General features: G+C 73.3%; 13 protein-coding genes. 1 reads left to right on the top strand and 12 read right to left on the bottom strand.

Annotated features, from left to right (window positions below; genetic code table 11):
• Positions 1-121 precede the first annotated feature (121 nt).
• The 7 genes from AB0B98_RS24390 to AB0B98_RS24360 all read right to left on the bottom strand — a co-directional run bounded on the left by AB0B98_RS24390 (position 122) and on the right by AB0B98_RS24360 (position 8,567).
• Positions 122-1,276, bottom strand: coding sequence for an FHA domain-containing protein (locus AB0B98_RS24390; RefSeq protein WP_238668159.1), 1,155 nt, complete (start codon positions 1,274-1,276; stop codon positions 122-124).
• Positions 1,273-1,566 (bottom strand): 4a-hydroxytetrahydrobiopterin dehydratase, encoded by a 294-nt coding sequence (locus AB0B98_RS24385; RefSeq protein WP_238668160.1) that lies wholly within the window; start codon positions 1,564-1,566, stop codon positions 1,273-1,275. Before AB0B98_RS24385 ends, AB0B98_RS24390 begins: the two co-directional genes overlap by 4 nt.
• A 122-nt stretch (positions 1,567-1,688) precedes the next feature.
• Positions 1,689-2,738 (bottom strand): acyl-CoA desaturase, encoded by a 1,050-nt coding sequence (locus AB0B98_RS24380; RefSeq protein WP_357365531.1) that lies wholly within the window; start codon positions 2,736-2,738, stop codon positions 1,689-1,691.
• A 136-nt stretch (positions 2,739-2,874) separates the two neighbouring features.
• Complete coding sequence (locus AB0B98_RS24375) at positions 2,875-6,339, bottom strand: hypothetical protein (RefSeq protein WP_357365529.1); 3,465 nt, start codon at positions 6,337-6,339, stop codon at positions 2,875-2,877.
• A gap of 48 nt (positions 6,340-6,387) precedes the next feature.
• The gene (gene cutA, locus AB0B98_RS24370) at positions 6,388-6,708 is read right to left on the bottom strand and encodes a divalent-cation tolerance protein CutA (RefSeq protein ID WP_091406014.1); all 321 of its coding nucleotides are present in this window, start codon (positions 6,706-6,708) and stop codon (positions 6,388-6,390) included.
• Positions 6,709-6,729: 21 nt separating this feature from the next.
• A complete protein-coding gene (locus AB0B98_RS24365; RefSeq protein ID WP_238668163.1) occupies positions 6,730-7,734 on the bottom strand; it encodes a 1-acyl-sn-glycerol-3-phosphate acyltransferase in 1,005 nt (334 codons plus the stop codon).
• Positions 7,734-8,567, bottom strand: coding sequence for a patatin-like phospholipase family protein (locus AB0B98_RS24360; RefSeq protein ID WP_357365526.1), 834 nt, complete (start codon positions 8,565-8,567; stop codon positions 7,734-7,736). Before AB0B98_RS24360 ends, AB0B98_RS24365 begins: the two co-directional genes overlap by 1 nt.
• Positions 8,568-8,733: 166 nt before the next feature.
• On the opposite strand from AB0B98_RS24360, the gene AB0B98_RS24355 reads away from it, so the two are divergent.
• Positions 8,734-10,233: a serine/threonine protein kinase gene (locus tag AB0B98_RS24355; protein ID WP_238668165.1), complete on the top strand. Its 1,500-nt coding sequence runs from the start codon at positions 8,734-8,736 to the stop codon at positions 10,231-10,233.
• An 18-nt stretch (positions 10,234-10,251) separates the two neighbouring features.
• On the opposite strand, the gene AB0B98_RS24350 is transcribed toward AB0B98_RS24355, so the two are convergent.
• The 5 genes from AB0B98_RS24350 to AB0B98_RS24330 all read right to left on the bottom strand — a co-directional run bounded on the left by AB0B98_RS24350 (position 10,252) and on the right by AB0B98_RS24330 (position 16,248).
• A complete protein-coding gene (locus AB0B98_RS24350) occupies positions 10,252-11,307 on the bottom strand; it encodes a glycosyltransferase family 4 protein (protein WP_357365632.1) in 1,056 nt (351 codons plus the stop codon).
• Between the two features lie 148 nt (positions 11,308-11,455).
• The gene (locus AB0B98_RS24345; RefSeq protein ID WP_357365630.1) at positions 11,456-12,115 is read right to left on the bottom strand and encodes a BON domain-containing protein; all 660 of its coding nucleotides are present in this window, start codon (positions 12,113-12,115) and stop codon (positions 11,456-11,458) included.
• Between the two features lie 190 nt (positions 12,116-12,305).
• The gene (locus AB0B98_RS24340; RefSeq protein ID WP_357365524.1) at positions 12,306-13,931 is read right to left on the bottom strand and encodes a trypsin-like peptidase domain-containing protein; all 1,626 of its coding nucleotides are present in this window, start codon (positions 13,929-13,931) and stop codon (positions 12,306-12,308) included.
• Positions 13,932-13,993: 62 nt separating this feature from the next.
• Positions 13,994-15,550, bottom strand: coding sequence for a HAMP domain-containing sensor histidine kinase (locus AB0B98_RS24335; RefSeq protein ID WP_357365522.1), 1,557 nt, complete (start codon positions 15,548-15,550; stop codon positions 13,994-13,996).
• On the bottom strand, positions 15,547-16,248 hold the full coding sequence (locus tag AB0B98_RS24330; RefSeq protein ID WP_030336721.1) for a response regulator transcription factor: 702 nt from the start codon (positions 16,246-16,248) through the stop codon (positions 15,547-15,549). Before AB0B98_RS24330 ends, AB0B98_RS24335 begins: the two co-directional genes overlap by 4 nt.
• Positions 16,249-16,258: the final 10 nt, after the last annotated feature.

Below are 16,258 nucleotides of genomic sequence, written 5' to 3'. Positions count from 1 at the left end.
CTTCCGCGTCAGGCCCCTCCCGGCGGTGATCATGAAGTTATTGCCCGACGCCGCGGCGTGTCGTGGCAATAACTTCATGATCACCGGGGGTGGGGCGGTGGGGCGGTGGGGCGGGGTGGGGTTAGGGGCGGGGTAGGCGCATGGCCATTGTGGGGGCCTCGGCCATCACCGAGGTGGGGGTGAACGGGGCACCCGTCGGCAGTTCCTCGGCGCGACCGATCTGCACACCGGGGTACAGCTCGATCATGTCGTTCTCGCCCAGCACCCGGGACTGCTGGGGGGCCAGCGGGATCCGGTCGGACTCGGTCATCGAACCGGCCGGGCGGATGCCGGAGCCGTTGGTGCTGACGTCGGTCACGATGACCTCGCCGACCCGCAGCTCGAAGCGGACGTGACCACGGCTGATCCACCGCCGAGCCTCGTCGTTGAGCCACTGCCCGAGCATGATCCCGCCGTCCTGCTCGGGAGCCCGACCGGCCACGATCGGCTGCTCCTCGCTGAGCACGAACCGCCGCCGGACCAGGCCGCCGACGCGCACCGCGAGCACCTCGGTACGCGGACGCGGGCCGCCGTCACCGAGCCGCGCGCCGTGTCGGGGGCAGGTCGGCACGCCGTTGCGCAGCGCGGGCGGCGGCTGCGCTGCGGGGCTGCGGTCGGCACCCCCGGCCAGGTCGGCGAACGCGCCACCCCCACCACCGCCGCCGAACAGCGCGCAGCCCGACTCCGGGCAGCGCCACTGGCGGGCCAGCAGCTTGACACCGGTCGGCGACCGCTTGCCGGCCACCGGCGAGTGGCCACCACCGACGTGCGCGATGAACACCGGCCCGCCGGCGCCCGGCACCGGCGCGACCACCCGACCGGGCTGCTCGACCAGCCACGGGAACCGACCGCGCAACCCGTCGAAGCGGACCCGGCTGAGCACCGGCAGACCGAGCAGGTCGGCGACCTCCAACATCCGGTCACCCGGGTTGTCGAGCACCTCGACGAGGCCGTCGTCGGCCCAGCGGCGGACGACCATCCGCTCGTTCGAGGTGAGGTCGGCGTCGGAGAGCAACGCCCGGTGCACCACCGCGTAGACCTGGACGCTGTCCTCCTCCAGTTCGCGGGAGAGCGCGTCGATGACCATGCCGAGGCGGAGCAGGCTGGCCGGCCGGCCACCGTCGATGTCCTGGTAGCGGATCACCTCGGCCAGGTCGATAACGGCTCGGGCCAGCGACGGGTCCGTGCAGACACGACCCTCGATGGCGTCCAACACCTTGCTGATCTCAAATCTCATGCCGCACTCCGGACGATGTCGTCAATTCGCCGGGCCAGCTCGAAGTCCCGGTGGGTGACCCCACCGGCCGAGTGCGTGACACAGCGGAAGGTCAGGGTCCGCCACCGGATGTCGATGTCGGGATGGTGGTCGAGCTCCTCGGCCACCGTCGCCACCCGGTCCACCACCGCGATGGCCGCCGGGAAACTGCCGAGCTGGGCGGTACGACCGATGCCGGTCGGGTCGCCCGACCAGTCGGGCAACCGGCTCAGCTCTTCTCGCACCGCGTCCGCGGTGAGCAGGTCTGCCATGGGCCGACCCTACCGGGGACGACGCCCGGCATGGACCAGTGGTAGCGGGGTGTTGATCGGCCCGATACGCGCAGGCGGGGGCGGTGCCGTTTGGCACCGCCCCCGCCTTCCCCCCGGTGTGTTCAGCCGCGCAGCGGCCGCCCCACCTCGTGCAGGTGACCGAGCGCCTGCCGGTACGACTCGACCAGCCCGGTCTCGGCGTACGGGATGCCCTGCTCGACGCAGTAGGCGCGAACGATCGGCTGGGCCCGGCGCAGGTTGGCGCGGGGCATGTTCGGGAAGAGGTGGTGCTCGATCTGGTAGTTGAGACCGCCGAGCGCGGTGTCCACCAGTCGGCTGCCGCGCACGTTGCGGGAGGTCAGCACCTGCTTACGCAGGAAGTCCAACTCGTCCTCGGCGGTCGGCATCGGCATGCCCTTGTGGTTCGGGGCGAACGCGCAGCCCATGTAGAGACCCCACAGCGCCTGGTGCACGACGGCGAAGAGCAGCGCCTTGACCGGGGACATGACAGCCAACAGCAGCGCCACGTAGGCGGCGGTGTGCGCGACGAGCAACGCCGCCTCGACCGCCCGGTGCCGCATCGGGACGGCGTATTTGCCGTCCTCCCGGCCGACGATCGCCCGGATGCTTGCCACGTGCAGGTTCAGGCCCTCAAGCAGCAGCATCGGGAAGAAGAAGTACGCCTGCCGCTGAGCCATCCAACGGCCGAACCCACGGGTCTCCAACGCCTGCTCGGGCGTCCACACCAGGGCCCCCGCGCCGACGTCCGGGTCCTCGTCCTCGTGGTTCGGGTTGGCGTGGTGCCGGTTGTGCTTGTCGACCCACCAGCCGTAGCTGAGCCCGACCGCCGCGTTGCCGGCGAGCAGCCCCACCAACTCGCTGGGACCACGCCGACGGAACATCTGGCGGTGCCCGGCGTCGTGACCGAGGAACGCGACCTGGGTCGTGGCCACGGCCATCAGGGCGGCGAGCGGAAGCTGCCACCAGGAGTCGCCGAGCAGGAACACTGCGACCCAGCCGGCCACGAAGGCACCGAGGGTGAGCACGATGCGGGTGACATACCAGCCGGGGCGCCGCTCCAGCAGGCCCGCCTGGCTGATCCGTCGGGACAACTGTGCGTAGTCACTACCTCGCCGTCGTACCGGCGGTTCCGCCACCGCTCCGAGCGTCATCGCTGCTCCCGTTCCGCTTGCGCCCGTACCGGGGTGGTTCGGGCTTAATGTCAAGTCTCCCGATCGCGGTAGCGGTGAGTAACCCCGACAACCCCCGAATGGGGGGTAGGGCAGGCCCTACCCCTACTGGTTCGACTCAGCTCAGTCGGCCGACCGCGGCGCGCAGTCGAGCCAGGTCACGTCGACGCCGTTCGTAGGTGGCGGCGAGCCCGACCAGCGCCAGCCCGCCGATGCCCAGGTAGATCCATCGGGGCAGCAGATCCCATCCCCGGGCCAGCTCGTGCAGCGCCAGCAGCGTCAGCGCCGCGCCGCCGAGCAGCACCGGCGCCTGCCACCGACGGGTCGCGCCGACCAGCACCGCGCCGGTCGCCGCCACGCCGAGGAGCAGTCGCCGCCACGGCTGCGGGTCCGCCCCGGCCAGCACCGACACGAGGCTGGGCAGCAACGCCGCGACCAGCCCCGGACCGAGGGCTGGCCAGCTGGTCAGCCCTGGCCGGGTGCGCAGCGCCAACAGACCCGCTCCGACAGCGAGTGCCGCGGCCGGCACTGTGTACGCCTCCGGCACTGTCACCCCGCCTGCGGCCAGCAGCACCCAGGCCCCGAGCAACTCGCTGCCGGCGGCGATCCCGGCGAACGCCCACCGCCGACCGGCCGGTTCACCCCGGCGCAGCAGCCGCAGCGCGACGGCGACGCCCCAGAGCACGCAGATGGCGGCGAGGTGCCGCGCCGCCTCGACGGCGAGCACCGCCGCCACCAGCGCGACGGCCTGCGCGGCGGCGTCCAGCACCCGTCCCAGCCGGATCCGCGCCGGTGTGACAGCCGCGGCGGCCAGCACCAACGCGGCCACCGCCAGCAGTGGGTACGCGGCGGCCCGCAAGGGCAGCCCACCGGCGAGCGGTGCGGTCACCGCCAACGCGGACGCCGCGCCCACTGCGGCGAGACAGCCGGCGACCCGTACCTCGAACCGGCGCGCCCCGGCGGCGACGGCGACCGCCGCCACCAGCAGCGCCCCCTCGGCGGCAAGCGTCCCGGCGCGGGTGGCCAGCAGACCGAGCACACCGGAGGCCACCAGCACCACGCCCACCGGCACGGCGACCGGTGTGAGCGCCGGGCGGGCGGCGGCCAGCGCGGTGAACAGCAGCGCCGCCAGGCCGGCGAGCAGAACGGCGGCCGGCAGCACCGGCCACGGCGCGCCGATCGCGACGAGCAGCACCGGCAGCGCCGCCGCGACGAACGGCAGCGCTGACGGCACCGGCAGGCCGACCCGCCGACCGGCCAGCGCGCCGGCCAGCGCCAGCACCACCAGCGCGAACCCGACCGGGAGCACCGTCGGGTCGGCGACGACAGTGGGCACCCCCGACCACGGCCGGTTCCAGCCGCCGTAGGGCGAACCGAGCGCGGTCAGCACGGTCGGCAGGGCCGCCAGGACGGCGACCACCGCAAGCGTTCCGCCGGCCGCCAGCACCAACGCCGACCGAGCCGACTCGCGCCCGTCGGCCGCCGGCCGGTCCCCGGGGGCCGCCTGGTCGGGGGCGCTCGCCGACGGCAGCCAGCCGGCGACGAACGCGACACCCAGCGCGGCCAGCGCCGCGTACGGCGCGAGCGGCTCGGCACCCGCCCCGATCAGCGGCGCGAGGCCGGGCACTGTCACCGCCGCGACGGCGCCGGTCACCGCGTACCCGACCAGCTCCACCCGGTGGCGGCGGGCCACGAGCGCCGCGACCAGCGACAACCCGGCGGCCGCCAGCGCGAGCCGGGCCTGCCACCAGGGCGGCCCGCCGGCGGCGAACGTCGCCACCGCCGCGATCCCGGGCAGCGTGAGCTGCCCGACCAGCAGACCCGCGCCGGCCACCTCCCGATACGCGCCGGCCCCCCGTCGGACGGCCAGTGCCAACCCGACCACGGCGAGCACGCCGAGCGCCACCAGGGCACCGGTCGGGGCGGCCAGGGCGACCAGCAGCCCGTGCCCGAGCAGAACGGCACCGCCGAGCGCACGGAAGCGCAGCGCGACCGGTGGGGCGCTCGGGCGGGCCAGCACGGCGAGCAGCAGCGCGACCCCACCCACGAGGTCGATGGCCACCACCTGAGGCCAGGAGGCCGTCCAGCCGGCAGGGACGGCGAACAGCACCGCCACCGCGCCGGCCGTGGCGAGCATCGCCCGCGTGCTGCGAGGGAGCAGCAGCACAGTGGCGCCGATCGCCATCGCCACCGCGGGTGCCAGCTGCCAACCCCAGCTCAGGTCCGGCCCCGTCCCAGCCCCGCCCCAGGGCGGCAGCGACCGGCCGGCGGCGGCGACCGCCAGCCCGATGGTGATCAACACGGTGACCTGCGCCGTGCCCGCCGCGACGAACAGCGCGCCGGCCCGCGGACCGGTCCGCCAACCGCCGCCACCGTCAGCCGCCACCGTCGGCAGGAGCCGCACCGCGGCGACCATCCCCAGTGCCACCGTCGCCGTCGCGAGCAGCAGCACCGACGGCCGCAGCTCCGCCACCGGACGCAGCACTGCGGCGGCGAGCGCCGGCACCAGCAGTCCGGCCGCCACCGCCCGCAGCGCCCGCCCCCCGACGAGCCAAGCCGCGCCGAACCCGGTCAGCGCGACCAGCAACAGCGGCACGCCGGCCAGCAGTGGCGAGCCCCCCGCCCGCCCACCGATCAGCGGCACCATCGCGCACGCCGAGGCGCCCACCAGCGCGGCGACGTGACCGGCGCCGGCCAACACCCGGCCGACGAGCTGCGCGGCCCCGCCCCGGCCACGCAGCGCGGCCAGCACCGCCAGGTTCAGCGACGCCACCCCGAGCAGGACCACCGCCCACCCCGCCGCACCCAGCCCGGCCTCGGCGGCGAACAGCGGCAACGCCGGCTGGGCGGCCACCAGGGCGGCGAACCAGGGCCCCGTCAACCCGCTCCACCGGCCGTACGCCACGGCGACCGCCGCGCTGGCCCCCCCGACCAGCGCGGCGTACCGGCTGCCCGGCCAGCCGGTCACACCGGCAAGGTCCACCGACCAGGCCGCGTAACCGTCCAGCACCACCAGCAGCAACCCCACCGCGGCGAACGTCTCCGCAGTACCGCGCAGCCCCCGGCGAACCGCCAGCAGCGGTACGCCCAACGCGAGTGCGGTGAACGCCACCAGGATCAACGCCCTCCCGGCGACCCCCACCGCCGCCCAGGCGACAGCTGTGAACACCACAGCCGCGGTGCCCAGCAGCAGTCCACCGAGGACGAACAGCAGACCCTGGACCGTCCGGGTCGAGGTTTCCGCCGCACCCGGCCGCGAACCCGTCGCAACCCCGGGGCCCGGGCCGATGAACGGCGTCGGGCCGACGACAGGCGCCGGGCGCGCCACGACCGAGGCCACCAACCCCGCGCGGACGACCGCTGCCAGTTCGGCCCGCCGCCCGGACACTGTCGCCAGCCGTCCGGCCAGCTCGGTGTACGCGCGGCGAGCCCGCTCCACCTGCGGCTCAAGCTCGGCGACCTCCCGGCTCAGCCGAACCACCTCGGCGGCTGTCGGGTCGGGCGCGCGCCGGCAGCCGGAGCAACCGGCGCTCAGGTCGGCCGGCGCACCGCAGGCGGGGCAGGGGTAACGGGTGTCGTCCACCCGGTCATCATCGACAACCGGCCGTGGTGCGACCCAGAGTGCGCGTACTCAGGATCGGGTGTGCTCGTACACCCAGGTGGCGTAGTCGGGGTTGCCGCTCTCCACCCTGGACACCAGGATCTCCGGCACCTCGTACGGGTGGCTGACCCGGATCTGGTCCAGCAACGCGGTGAGCCGATCCGGTGCGGTCTTGAACTGCACCGACCACTCGGTGCTCGTCTCCATCCCGGACCGCCACCAGTAGGTGCTGTCCACCTGACCACCCACCTGGGCGCAGGCGGCGAGCCTGCCGGCGACGGCCGCAGCCGCCAGCACGTCGGCGACCGAACGCGCATCCACCACCGTTGTCACCACGCAGATCTCGTCCACGCCCGCACCCTACGCGGACATTTACCGATTAGCGGCGATCCAGGCATCAATCTGCGCCCACCAATCGAAGAGCCAGTCGATGCGTTCCTGCCGTCCGGTCGGCACGTCCTCCGGCGGCACGGACCAGAACCGCATCACGATCCGTTTGTCCATCGGCAGTTCCCGCCACACGTCGGCGACGGTGAGCATCCGGTCCAGACCGGTGTGGGCGACGAAGATGACCCCTGCGTCCGGTGCGGCGTCCAGCGCGGCGAGCATCCCACCGGGCTGCGGGGCGAGCACGTGGCGCATCCGCTCGGCGCGCAGTGCCATCCTTTCCAGGCCGAGGGAGCGCAGCCGGGCAATGGCGCGCAGCCGTCGCCCGGGGGTGAAGTTGCCGCCCTCCGGGAAGATCACGAAGGCGTCGTTGTCGTCCAGGCCGGTGGCGAGGTGCCCGACCTGGCGTAGCGTCTCCTCGCCGCGCTCCGGAGTCGGCGCGATGAACCGGTTGGGCAGCCTGTTGAGCAGCACGTCGATCGCCGGATCCCACTGGAGGCTGTCCTTCAGGACGATCCGGGGTTCCCGGTGGAACCAGTTGACCAGCCCGTGGATCAGGATGAACGAGTCACCCGGCCCGGCGTGGCGACAGAGCACCAGCTCGGGTCGGCCGGGCAGCGCAGTGTCCGGGTCGGTGCCGACCACGTCGATGCGTAACCGCAGTGTCCACTGTGCCTGCCAGAACAGCACCCGCAGGAACCAGCCGGCCAGCACGTAGTGCGCGCGCTGGAAGGCCGGCGACCGGGTCCGCCAGCCGAAGCCGGAGACGACCCAGAGCAGGAAGAGCGCGAGCAGCGCGGCGGCGTCCCAGACCAGGTAGAAGCAGCCGATCCAAAGCAGTCGCAGCGGGCGCAACCGGCCCGGAACCAGCGGCGACGCGGCCGCCGCGAGCAGCGCCCAGATCGGCAACGTGGTGACCACGAGGAAGGCGAGCAGCACGACGGCGGGCGCGAGCAACAGCCGACGCAACCACCGGGGAGGCAGCGGCATCAACGCTCCAGGTGGGTGGCGAGGTAGCGCCGGGAGGCGGTGTACGCGCGGCTGATCCGCCGTCCCACCGCCGCCATGTCCCGGTACGCCCACGGCGTGTCGTCGCGCGGGTTGAGCCCGCCGGTCGGCAGGACGTGCACCTCCACCCCCTCCGGCAGCGCCGCCAACTCCCGGAAGAAGCGGTGCCGGCGGGAGATCTCGAACGCGACCTGCGCGATCTCCCATGGCCGGCGGGGCGGAGTCAGCTCCCGTTCGATCCGACCCACCTGCAGGACGTAGATCCGGCGGGCGCCGACGGCCACCGCCTCGCCGATGGGGATGGAGTTGACGATCCCGCCGTCCACGTAGTGCGCGCCGTCGATCTCCATCGGCGGAAGCAGGCCCGGCACCGAAGCCGACGCCATCACCGCCGGCACCACCGGACCGCTGTCGAACCAGTGCTCGGCGGCCCGCTCGATGTGGGCGGCGCAGCACCGGAACGGCACCCGCAGGTCGGCGAAGGTGGTGTCCACCCCCAGCTCGGTCTCCAACAGGCGGCGCAGCGGCCGGGGTGAGTGCAGGTGGGTGCGGGCGGCGAAGCGGCGCAGTTGCCGGGCGACCGAGTCGCCGTACACCTCGCTCGCCTCCGGTGAGGCCCAGAGCCGGACCAGCCGGTCGGTGACCGCCTCGGACGGGTCGGCGGCGACCAGCGCGCCGTTGACCGCGCCGATCGAGGTGCCGAGGACCATGTCGGGTTGGATGCCGGCCCGGAACAGGGCGCGCAACATGCCGACCTCGACCGCGCCGAGCACTCCCCCGCCGCCGAGCACGAACGCCACCGGTCCCCCCGCCATGTCGTCCATCCTGGCACGGGCCCGCCGCCCACCGGCGGGCCGCTGTCGACCGGGCGGTCGGCGCACGGCAGGCACCGTCCGTCGATGGTCGGTGGCAACGGCGTTGACAGGCAGGACGCATTCGCGCAACCTGATACCGCTCCCACCCCTGAGGCAGGTGCGATCCGTGAAGGCAGCGCTGCATCCGGGCCGATTGCTGGCTCGCAGATACCGACTTCTGGACCAGATCGGCGCCGGTGGCATGTCGGTCATCTGGCGTGCCCGGGACGAGGTACTGGACCGGGTTGTCGCGCTCAAGGTGCTCGCCCCGTCACTCGCCGCGGACGCGCGGTTCCGGGGGATGGTGCGCGAGGAGGCACGGGCTGCCGCCCAGTTGGTGCACCCGCACCTGACCTCCGTGCACGACTACGGCGAGACTGTCGACCCGGACGGCTCGATCACCTCGTTCGTGGTGATGGAGTTGCTCACCGGCGAGGAGTTGAAGCTTCGGCTCACCGAGGGGCCGCTGCCGTGGACCGAGGCGGTCCAGGTGGGGGCGCAGGTCGCGGACGCGTTGGCCGCCGCGCACCGGCTCGGCATCGTGCACCGGGACATCACCCCGGCCAACGTGATGATGACCGGGACGGGCGTCAAGGTGCTCGACTTCGGCATCGCCACCCGGATCGGCGCGCCCGACGAGGACGAGGACGGCGAGACCTTCGGCACCCCGGCGTACGTCGCCCCGGAACGTCTCGACGGCGCGCCGGCCCAACCGTCCACCGACGTCTACTCGCTCGGTGTGCTGCTGCACGAGGCGCTCACCGGCCGGGTCCCGTACCCGGCGGACACGTGGGAGCAGCTCAGCGCCGCGCTGGCCAGTGGTCCGCCGCCGACGCTGGCCGACCTACCGGACCTGCCCGCACCGGTGGCCCAGATCTGCCTGCGCAGCCTCGCCCGCAACCCGGCCGATCGGCCGACCGCCCGGCAGGTCGCCACAGCGCTCCGCGACCACGCGCTGCCCGCCGAGCCCCCGACGGCGACCATCCGGGTGCCCACCCAGCCCCTGCCACCACAGTCCCCCGCCGTCGCGACGGCCAGCGTCCCGGCGGCGGCACGACCGGATGGAGACACTTCGGACGGCGGGGCCGCTGCCAGCGGGGGCGAGCCGGCGACCGGGTCGGGCTGGTCGCGGCGGCGGCTGGTGTTGCTGCTGGTGCTGGCCGTCGGCGTGACGATGGCGGGGGTGGCCCTGCTGCCCGAGCAGCAGCCGACCCGCCGGGCGCAGCCTTCCGCCGGGCCGGTGACGACCCCGTCGAGCGACCCGCCGGCCCCCGAGCCGTCCGCGCCGATCACGTCCACCCCGCCGACCCCGGCACCCTCGACGAAGCCGACCACCGGGGCGCCCACCTCGAACCCGGGCACCCTCACCGAGGTCGCGAACCGGGTCGACGGGTTGATCGGCGCCGGGCTCAGCGTCGGCGAGATCCGCGACGACGTGGCCCTCGACCTGCGCAACGAGCTGCGCAACCTGAGAGTCGCGGTCAGCTCCGGCCGCGAAGAGCTGGCACCGCCGGTGGCCCGGCTGCGCGCGAAGGTCGCCGTCCGTCTCGGTGAGGGCGGCATCAGCCCGGCGTACGCCTCTCAGCTCGACGCCGCCATCGCCGAGCTGGGCGCGACCGGGGCCTGACCCGGCGACACCGGTGGGTCAGCGCACCGGCACCCGGGCCGGTTCACGGACGTCGTGCCGGCCGAGGGCGAAACGCCGATAGACCTCGGCGTAGCCGCTCGCCATCCGCTCGACCGAGAAGTTCCGGGCGACGTGCGCCACGCAGTCCTCCGGGTCGAGTCGCTCCGCCGCGAGCAACGCCGCGGGTAGCTCCTCCGACCGCTCGACGACGAGCCCGGTCAGCCCCGGCCGCACCAGCTCCGGCACCGCACCCCGGTTGAGCGCCACCACCGGCGTGCCGGTGGCCATCGCCTCCAGCATCACCATGCCGAACGGCTCGTCCCACTGGATCGGCATGATCAGGCAGCGGGCCTCGACGAGCATCCGCAGCGTCGTCGCGCGGTCCGCGTTGAGCACTACTGTCACGTCCTCGTCGACCATCGGCGCGACGACCTGCTCGTAGTAGCGGCGCTCGGCCGGCTCGTTGCACTTCCCGGCCAGCAGCAGGGGCAGTCCGGCCGCCCGGCACTCCCGGATGGCGATGTCCGGGCCCTTGTCCGGGCTGAACCGGGCCAGCCACAGCACCGGCCCCGCGCCGGGCGTGTGCTTTCGCGGGAAGCCGCGGATGTCGAGCGCGTTGTGCACGGTGCCGGCCCAGGGCAGGTTCGGGTTCAGCCGGCGCTGGGCGTGCGAGATGGCCACCAGTGCGACCCCCGCGTCGATGTCGCCCAGCACGTCGCCGTACTCCCCCACGGGGTTGCCGTGCACTGTCGCGACAGTCGGCACTGCGCGGCGACCGGCGACCAGCGGACCGATGGTGGTGTGGTCGTGGATCACGTCGAAGTCGGCCGGGCTGATCAGCCGATTCACCCGGGCCAGGTGTGCCAGCTCGGGCAGTGACTCGCCGAGCCGCTCGTACTGGACCTCGGCCACTGTGGAGACGAAGCCGTCGGCGGCCGTGCCGTGGTCACCTCCGGCACCGAACAGGGTCACCGTGTGCCCCTGTTGGCACAGCGCGTCCACCAGGGCGGCGACGACCTGTTCAAGGCCGCCGTAGCCGGGCGGCGGTACGGACAACCACGGCGGAACCACCATCGCGATGCGCAGCGACCGCTCCTCTGGGCGGCCCGCAGGCGAGTGGTTCACTGCCACGAGTCCTCCCCGTTGCTCCCCGGTGCGGCGGCACCGCCGGTCGGCGGCGGTTTCCCGGTGGCGTCCCAGGTAAACCGGACATGGCGGACGATCACCCGCCCACCAGGAGTTGGTCGTGGACCACCCGCACCCCGGGCGCGGACCACGCCACCCGCTCGACCTGGTCGCGTTCCCACCAGGAACGGACCACGCCGGCGAGGACCAGCGTGTCGCCGTCCACCTCGACGGTCACCCGCTCACCGCCGAGCGTGCGCCGCAACGCCCGCTGGACGTCCAGACGCAGTTGCTCGCCGGCCGGTGGCGCCGGAGGCCGTACCTCGATCAGGTTGGTGATCCCTCGTACGCCGTCGAGTCGACGCACCTCGCCCTCCGCGGCCCGCCGCTGCCACCCGAACTCGACCTCGCCGCGCAGCATCAACCAGCCGTTGGCCACTGTCACGTCCAGCCGCTCGTCGGGCACGAAGCTGTCCCACTCCAGGGCACGGGTGGCGGCGTTGGCGACCTCGGCGTCGGTACGTCCCGGAGTGCCCGGCAGCCGCACCTCCATCTCGTCGGCCACCGCCCGTACGCCGCGAACCCGCTGTGCGGATCGGGTCGCGGCCCAGCCACGGGCGGCACCGTCCACGAATCCGGTCAGGGTGACCACACCCTGGTCGACGGTCACCCCGATCTCGTTCGGTTGCAGCTGGGCGTCCCACGCCAGTTCGGCCAGAACGTCGCGTTGGATCCGCTGGTCGTCGCGGACATCCATCACCTCGGTCACGGCACCCCACCCCCGGTTCCGGTCGTCGCCCTCCGAACCTGCCGGGCGGACGGGTGACGGCGGTTCACCCGATCCGGGTGAACCGCCGTCGGGGCGGAAAGAAGCGGCGGGTGACGGAGCCGACCCCCTCGGCCCCGCCACCCGCCGCCGGAGGGTGAAAGCAGGTTCAGACAGCTGGTCAGGACGTCTCGGCGAGCGTCACGGTCGCCGACTTCTCGACACCGTTGCGCTTGAACTGCACCTCGACCCGGTCGCCGACCTTGCCGGCCTGCACCGCGCCGACCAGGTCGTCAGAGTCGTTTACGGGCTTGTCGCCGAACCGGGTGACGACGTCGCCGCGCTGGAAGCCGGCCTTCTCCGCCGGGCTGCCCGGGGTGACCGACGCGACGAGCGCGCCGCCGCCCTCGGCCGGGTTGACGCCGACTCCGAGCGACGGGTGGCTGACCTTCTCGCCACGCTGGAGTTTGCCCGCGACGTCCTTGGCCTTGTTGCTGGGGATGGCGAACCCGACACCGATGTTGCCGGTGCTCTGCCCGGAGGTCGCGATGGCGGTGTTGACGCCGATCACCTCACCGCGGGTGTTGACCAGCGCGCCACCGGAGTTACCGGGGTTGATCGGCGCGTCCGTCTGGAGCAGGCCGGAGATCGAGCTGACCGGCTGGCTCTGCTGGGTCGGGTCCTGCTGCTGGCCCTCGCCGGCCCGGATGGTGCGGTCCCGGGCGCTGAGGATGCCCGAGGTCACCGAACCCTGCAGACCGAGCGGGCTGCCCAGGGCGAGCACCTGGTCGCCGACCTGCATGGCGTCGCTGTCGCCGAACTTGGCCGGCTTGAGGTCGCTCACCCCGTTGGCCTTCACCACGGCCAGGTCGGTCTTCGGGTCGGTGCCGATGATCTTCGCGTCGGCGGTCTTGCCGTCAGCGAAGACCACCCGCACGGCGTCGCCGGTGGCTGACGCGACCACGTGGTTGTTGGTCAGCACGTACCCGTCGGCGCTGAGCACCACGCCGGAGCCCTCACCACTGCCGGTGGTGATCGAGACGACGCTGTCCTGCACCGACGCGGCGATCTTCGGCAGGTCGGCGCCATTGATCACGGGCGCCGCGGAGTAGGTGCGGGTGATACCGCCGCTGTCACCGTCGAGGGCGAGCGCGAGTGCCCCGCCGGCCACGCCGGAACCGAGCATCAGGGCGAACACCGCGACGCCGGCGCCGGCGAACTTCGCGATCCGACCCGGCCGGGGGCCGCTGCCGGGCGGCGCGACCTGCGGACCCCACGGTGGGACCGGCTGGCCCGGGTGCTGGGCGTGCTGCCCGGGGTGCTGCTGGTGCTGCCCGGGGTGCTGCTGGTGCTGGGCGTACGGCATACTCGGCTGGCCCCCGCCGGCCCAGCCGGACTGCTGGCCCGGGTACCAGGGGGCACCGGGGTAGTGGCCGGCGGCCGGCTGCGGGTAGCCGGGCTGGCCGGGCGCCGGGTGACCGGAGACCGGGTACGGCGGCGCTGACGCAGTGGCGGCCGGGCGCTCGTAGCCGGTCGACGGCTCGTACCCGGTCGGCGCGGCGGCTGCCGGCTGACCGGCTGGCGCGGCGTATCCGACCGGCGCGGCGGCCGGGGTGGCAGCGGTCGTCTCCGCGTCACCGGTGGTGGAGGCGACAGTCGGGTCGCCGCCGGTCGAGACGACCGGTACGGGAGTGGTCGGGGAGTCGGACTGCACGCGCTCGTCGCGCGGCAGCTCGGCGGTGGGGTGCGACGGCTCGGCGTCGGTGGGGGCCGGCCGGCGCTGCGGGTCGGACTCGAACTCGGTCATGGCACTACCTTCTCCTCCGGCACTGCAATCAACCTGGAACCGTCCTGGAAGTTGGCTGAAAGTCACTCGCCCGCTCCGTCGATCTGCGCCAGCAGCGGCAGCCGAACCCGGAAGGTGGCCCCGCCGCCGGGCGTCTCGGCCACCTCGACCGAGCCGTGGTGGGCAGCGACCAGCGCCGCCACAATGGCCAGGCCGAGGCCAGTGCCGGTATTGCCGTCGGCCCGCCGGGTACGGGCCGCGTCCGCCCGGTAGAACCGCTCGAAGACGCGTTCGGCCTGCTCGGCCGAGAGGCCGGGACCGGTGTCGGCGACCTCCACGACGGCGAAGCCACCGGGTTCGGCGCGCAGCCGTACGAGGACCTCGGCCTCCGGCGGGGTGTGGGTGAGCGCGTTGGTGACCAGGTTGCCGATCACCTGCCGCAGCCGCGCGTCGTCGGCGGAGACGACGAGCGGGCCGGATTCGGGCCTGATCTCCAGCTCGATCCGGCGGTCCGGTGCCATCGCCCGCGCGGCCTGCACCGCGTCGGTGGCGAGCACCGGCAGCTCCACCGGGGTCAGCGAGAGCGGCCGTTCCATGTCCAACCGGGCGAGCAGCAGCAGATCCTCCACCAGCAGCCCCATCCGGGCCGCCTCGTCCTCGATCCGGCGCAGCAGCCCGGCGGTCTGTTCCGGCTCACGGGCCGCACCCTGCCGGTACAGCTCGGCGAAGCCACGGATCGTGGTGAGCGGAGTCCGTAGCTCGTGCGAGGCGTCGGCGACGAACTGCCGCATCCGCTCCTCGGAGCGGATGGCCCGCGCCTCGGACGCCTGAGCTGCGGCGGCGGCGTCCCGGGCAGCGCTCTCCGCCCAGCGGGCCGAGGTCTCCGACGCGGCACGGGCGGTGAACGCCGCTTCGATCTGGGTGAGCATCGCGTTCAGCGCACGGGAGAGCCGGCCCAGCTCCGAGGTCGGCTCGGCCTGGCCCTCCTCCGGGTCGGGCACCCGGCGGGTCAGGTCACCGCCGGCGATCGCGGCGGCGGTCTGTTCGATCTCGACGAGGGGCTTGAGGCTGGTCCGGACGATCGCCGCGCCGACCGAGGCCAGCATGATCAGCACTGCGCCACCGACCAGGAGGTCTATCCAGACGAGCTGCTTCACCGCCCGGTCCACCTCGGTCAGCGGCTGACCCACTGCCAGCACCGAGCCGTCCGGTTGAGCCGCGTAGTAGACCCGCCACCGGGTGAGGCGATCGTGTGAGATGACAGTCCGCGGCTCGCCCTCCGCCGCCTCGAAGTCCTTGCGGCTGGCAGGAAACGTGGGTAGCTGATCGGGGTCGAAGTTGCGCTTGTCGTACAGGGGGTCGTACACCTGCCGTTCGTCGGCCACGATCACGACGTAGTCGCTGGGCAGCAACGCGCCGACCTCACCGGTGCGCAGCTTCAGAAGCACCTGGCCGAGGCCCTGGGCGGTCGACCGGACCTGGCCGTCGACCTGGCCCTCCAGGTAGTTGCGGAGGAAGTACGCGGTCAGCGAGCTGATCACCAGAAGCGCGACGGCGACCAGCGCGAGCACCGAGGTGACCAGCTTCACCCGCAGCGGAACGCTGCGGACCCGCCCTTTCGCCTGCTGGACCGCGTTCACGCCGCCGGCTTGCGCAGGACGTAGCCGACGCCGCGAAGAGTGTGGATCAGCCGGGGTTGGGTGGTGTCGACCTTGCGCCGCAGGTACGAGATGTAGGACTCGACGATGTTGTCGTCGCCCCGGAAGTCGTAGTTCCAGACGTGGTCGAGGATCTGCGCCTTGGACAGCACCCGGTTGGCGTTGAGCATCAGGTACCGCAGCAACTTGAACTCGGTCGGCGAGAGCTGCACCCGCTGGCCGGCACGGTGCACCTCGTGGGTTTCCTCGTCCAACTCCAGGTCGGCGAAGGTGAGCCGGGACGGGGCCTGCTCGCCGGTGGTGGTGCGGCGCAGCACGGCGCGGATCCGGGCGGTCAACTCCTCCAGGCTGAACGGCTTCGTGACGTAGTCGTCGCCGCCCAGGGTCAGCCCACGGATCTTGTCGTCGGTGGCGTCCCGGGCGGTCAGGAACACCACGGGGGTACGCGTGCCGCCCTCGCGGAGCATCCGGATGACCTCGAAGCCGTCCAGGTCGGGGAGCATCACGTCGAGTACCACCAGGTCGGGCCGGTGGTCCTTGGCGGCGTTGAGCGCCGCGCTTCCACTTGTCGCGGTTGCCACGTCGAAGCCCGCGAACCGCAGGCTCGCGGAGAGCAGTTCGAGGATGTTGGGGTCGTCCTCGACGACGAGCAGTCGCGCCTCGGTCTGGGTAGCGGGCATGCGCCCATCA

The organism is Micromonospora sp. NPDC048947 (assembly GCF_040649495.1).
Lineage (GTDB): Bacteria > Actinomycetota > Actinomycetes > Mycobacteriales > Micromonosporaceae > Micromonospora > Micromonospora alfalfae.
This window is presented reverse-complemented; position numbering and strand designations above follow the sequence as displayed.

What these genes read in the sequence shown, in the direction of transcription:
- AB0B98_RS24345 (WP_357365630.1), bottom strand. Translation starts at nt 12,115, where the DNA reads ATGGATGTCCGCGACGACCAGCGGATCCAACGCGACGTTCTGGCCGAA.
- AB0B98_RS24390 (WP_238668159.1), bottom strand. Translation starts at nt 1,276, where the DNA reads ATGAGATTTGAGATCAGCAAGGTGTTGGACGCCATCGAGGGTCGTGTC.
- AB0B98_RS24380 (WP_357365531.1), bottom strand. Translation starts at nt 2,738, where the DNA reads ATGACGCTCGGAGCGGTGGCGGAACCGCCGGTACGACGGCGAGGTAGT.
- AB0B98_RS24360 (WP_357365526.1), bottom strand. Translation starts at nt 8,567, where the DNA reads ATGGCGGGGGGACCGGTGGCGTTCGTGCTCGGCGGCGGGGGAGTGCTC.
- AB0B98_RS24365 (WP_238668163.1), bottom strand. Translation starts at nt 7,734, where the DNA reads ATGCCGCTGCCTCCCCGGTGGTTGCGTCGGCTGTTGCTCGCGCCCGCC.
- AB0B98_RS24350 (WP_357365632.1), bottom strand. Translation starts at nt 11,307, where the DNA reads ATGGTGGTTCCGCCGTGGTTGTCCGTACCGCCGCCCGGCTACGGCGGC.
- AB0B98_RS24340 (WP_357365524.1), bottom strand. Translation starts at nt 13,931, where the DNA reads ATGACCGAGTTCGAGTCCGACCCGCAGCGCCGGCCGGCCCCCACCGAC.
- AB0B98_RS24330 (WP_030336721.1), bottom strand. Translation starts at nt 16,248, where the DNA reads ATGCCCGCTACCCAGACCGAGGCGCGACTGCTCGTCGTCGAGGACGAC.
- AB0B98_RS24385 (WP_238668160.1), bottom strand. Translation starts at nt 1,566, where the DNA reads ATGGCAGACCTGCTCACCGCGGACGCGGTGCGAGAAGAGCTGAGCCGG.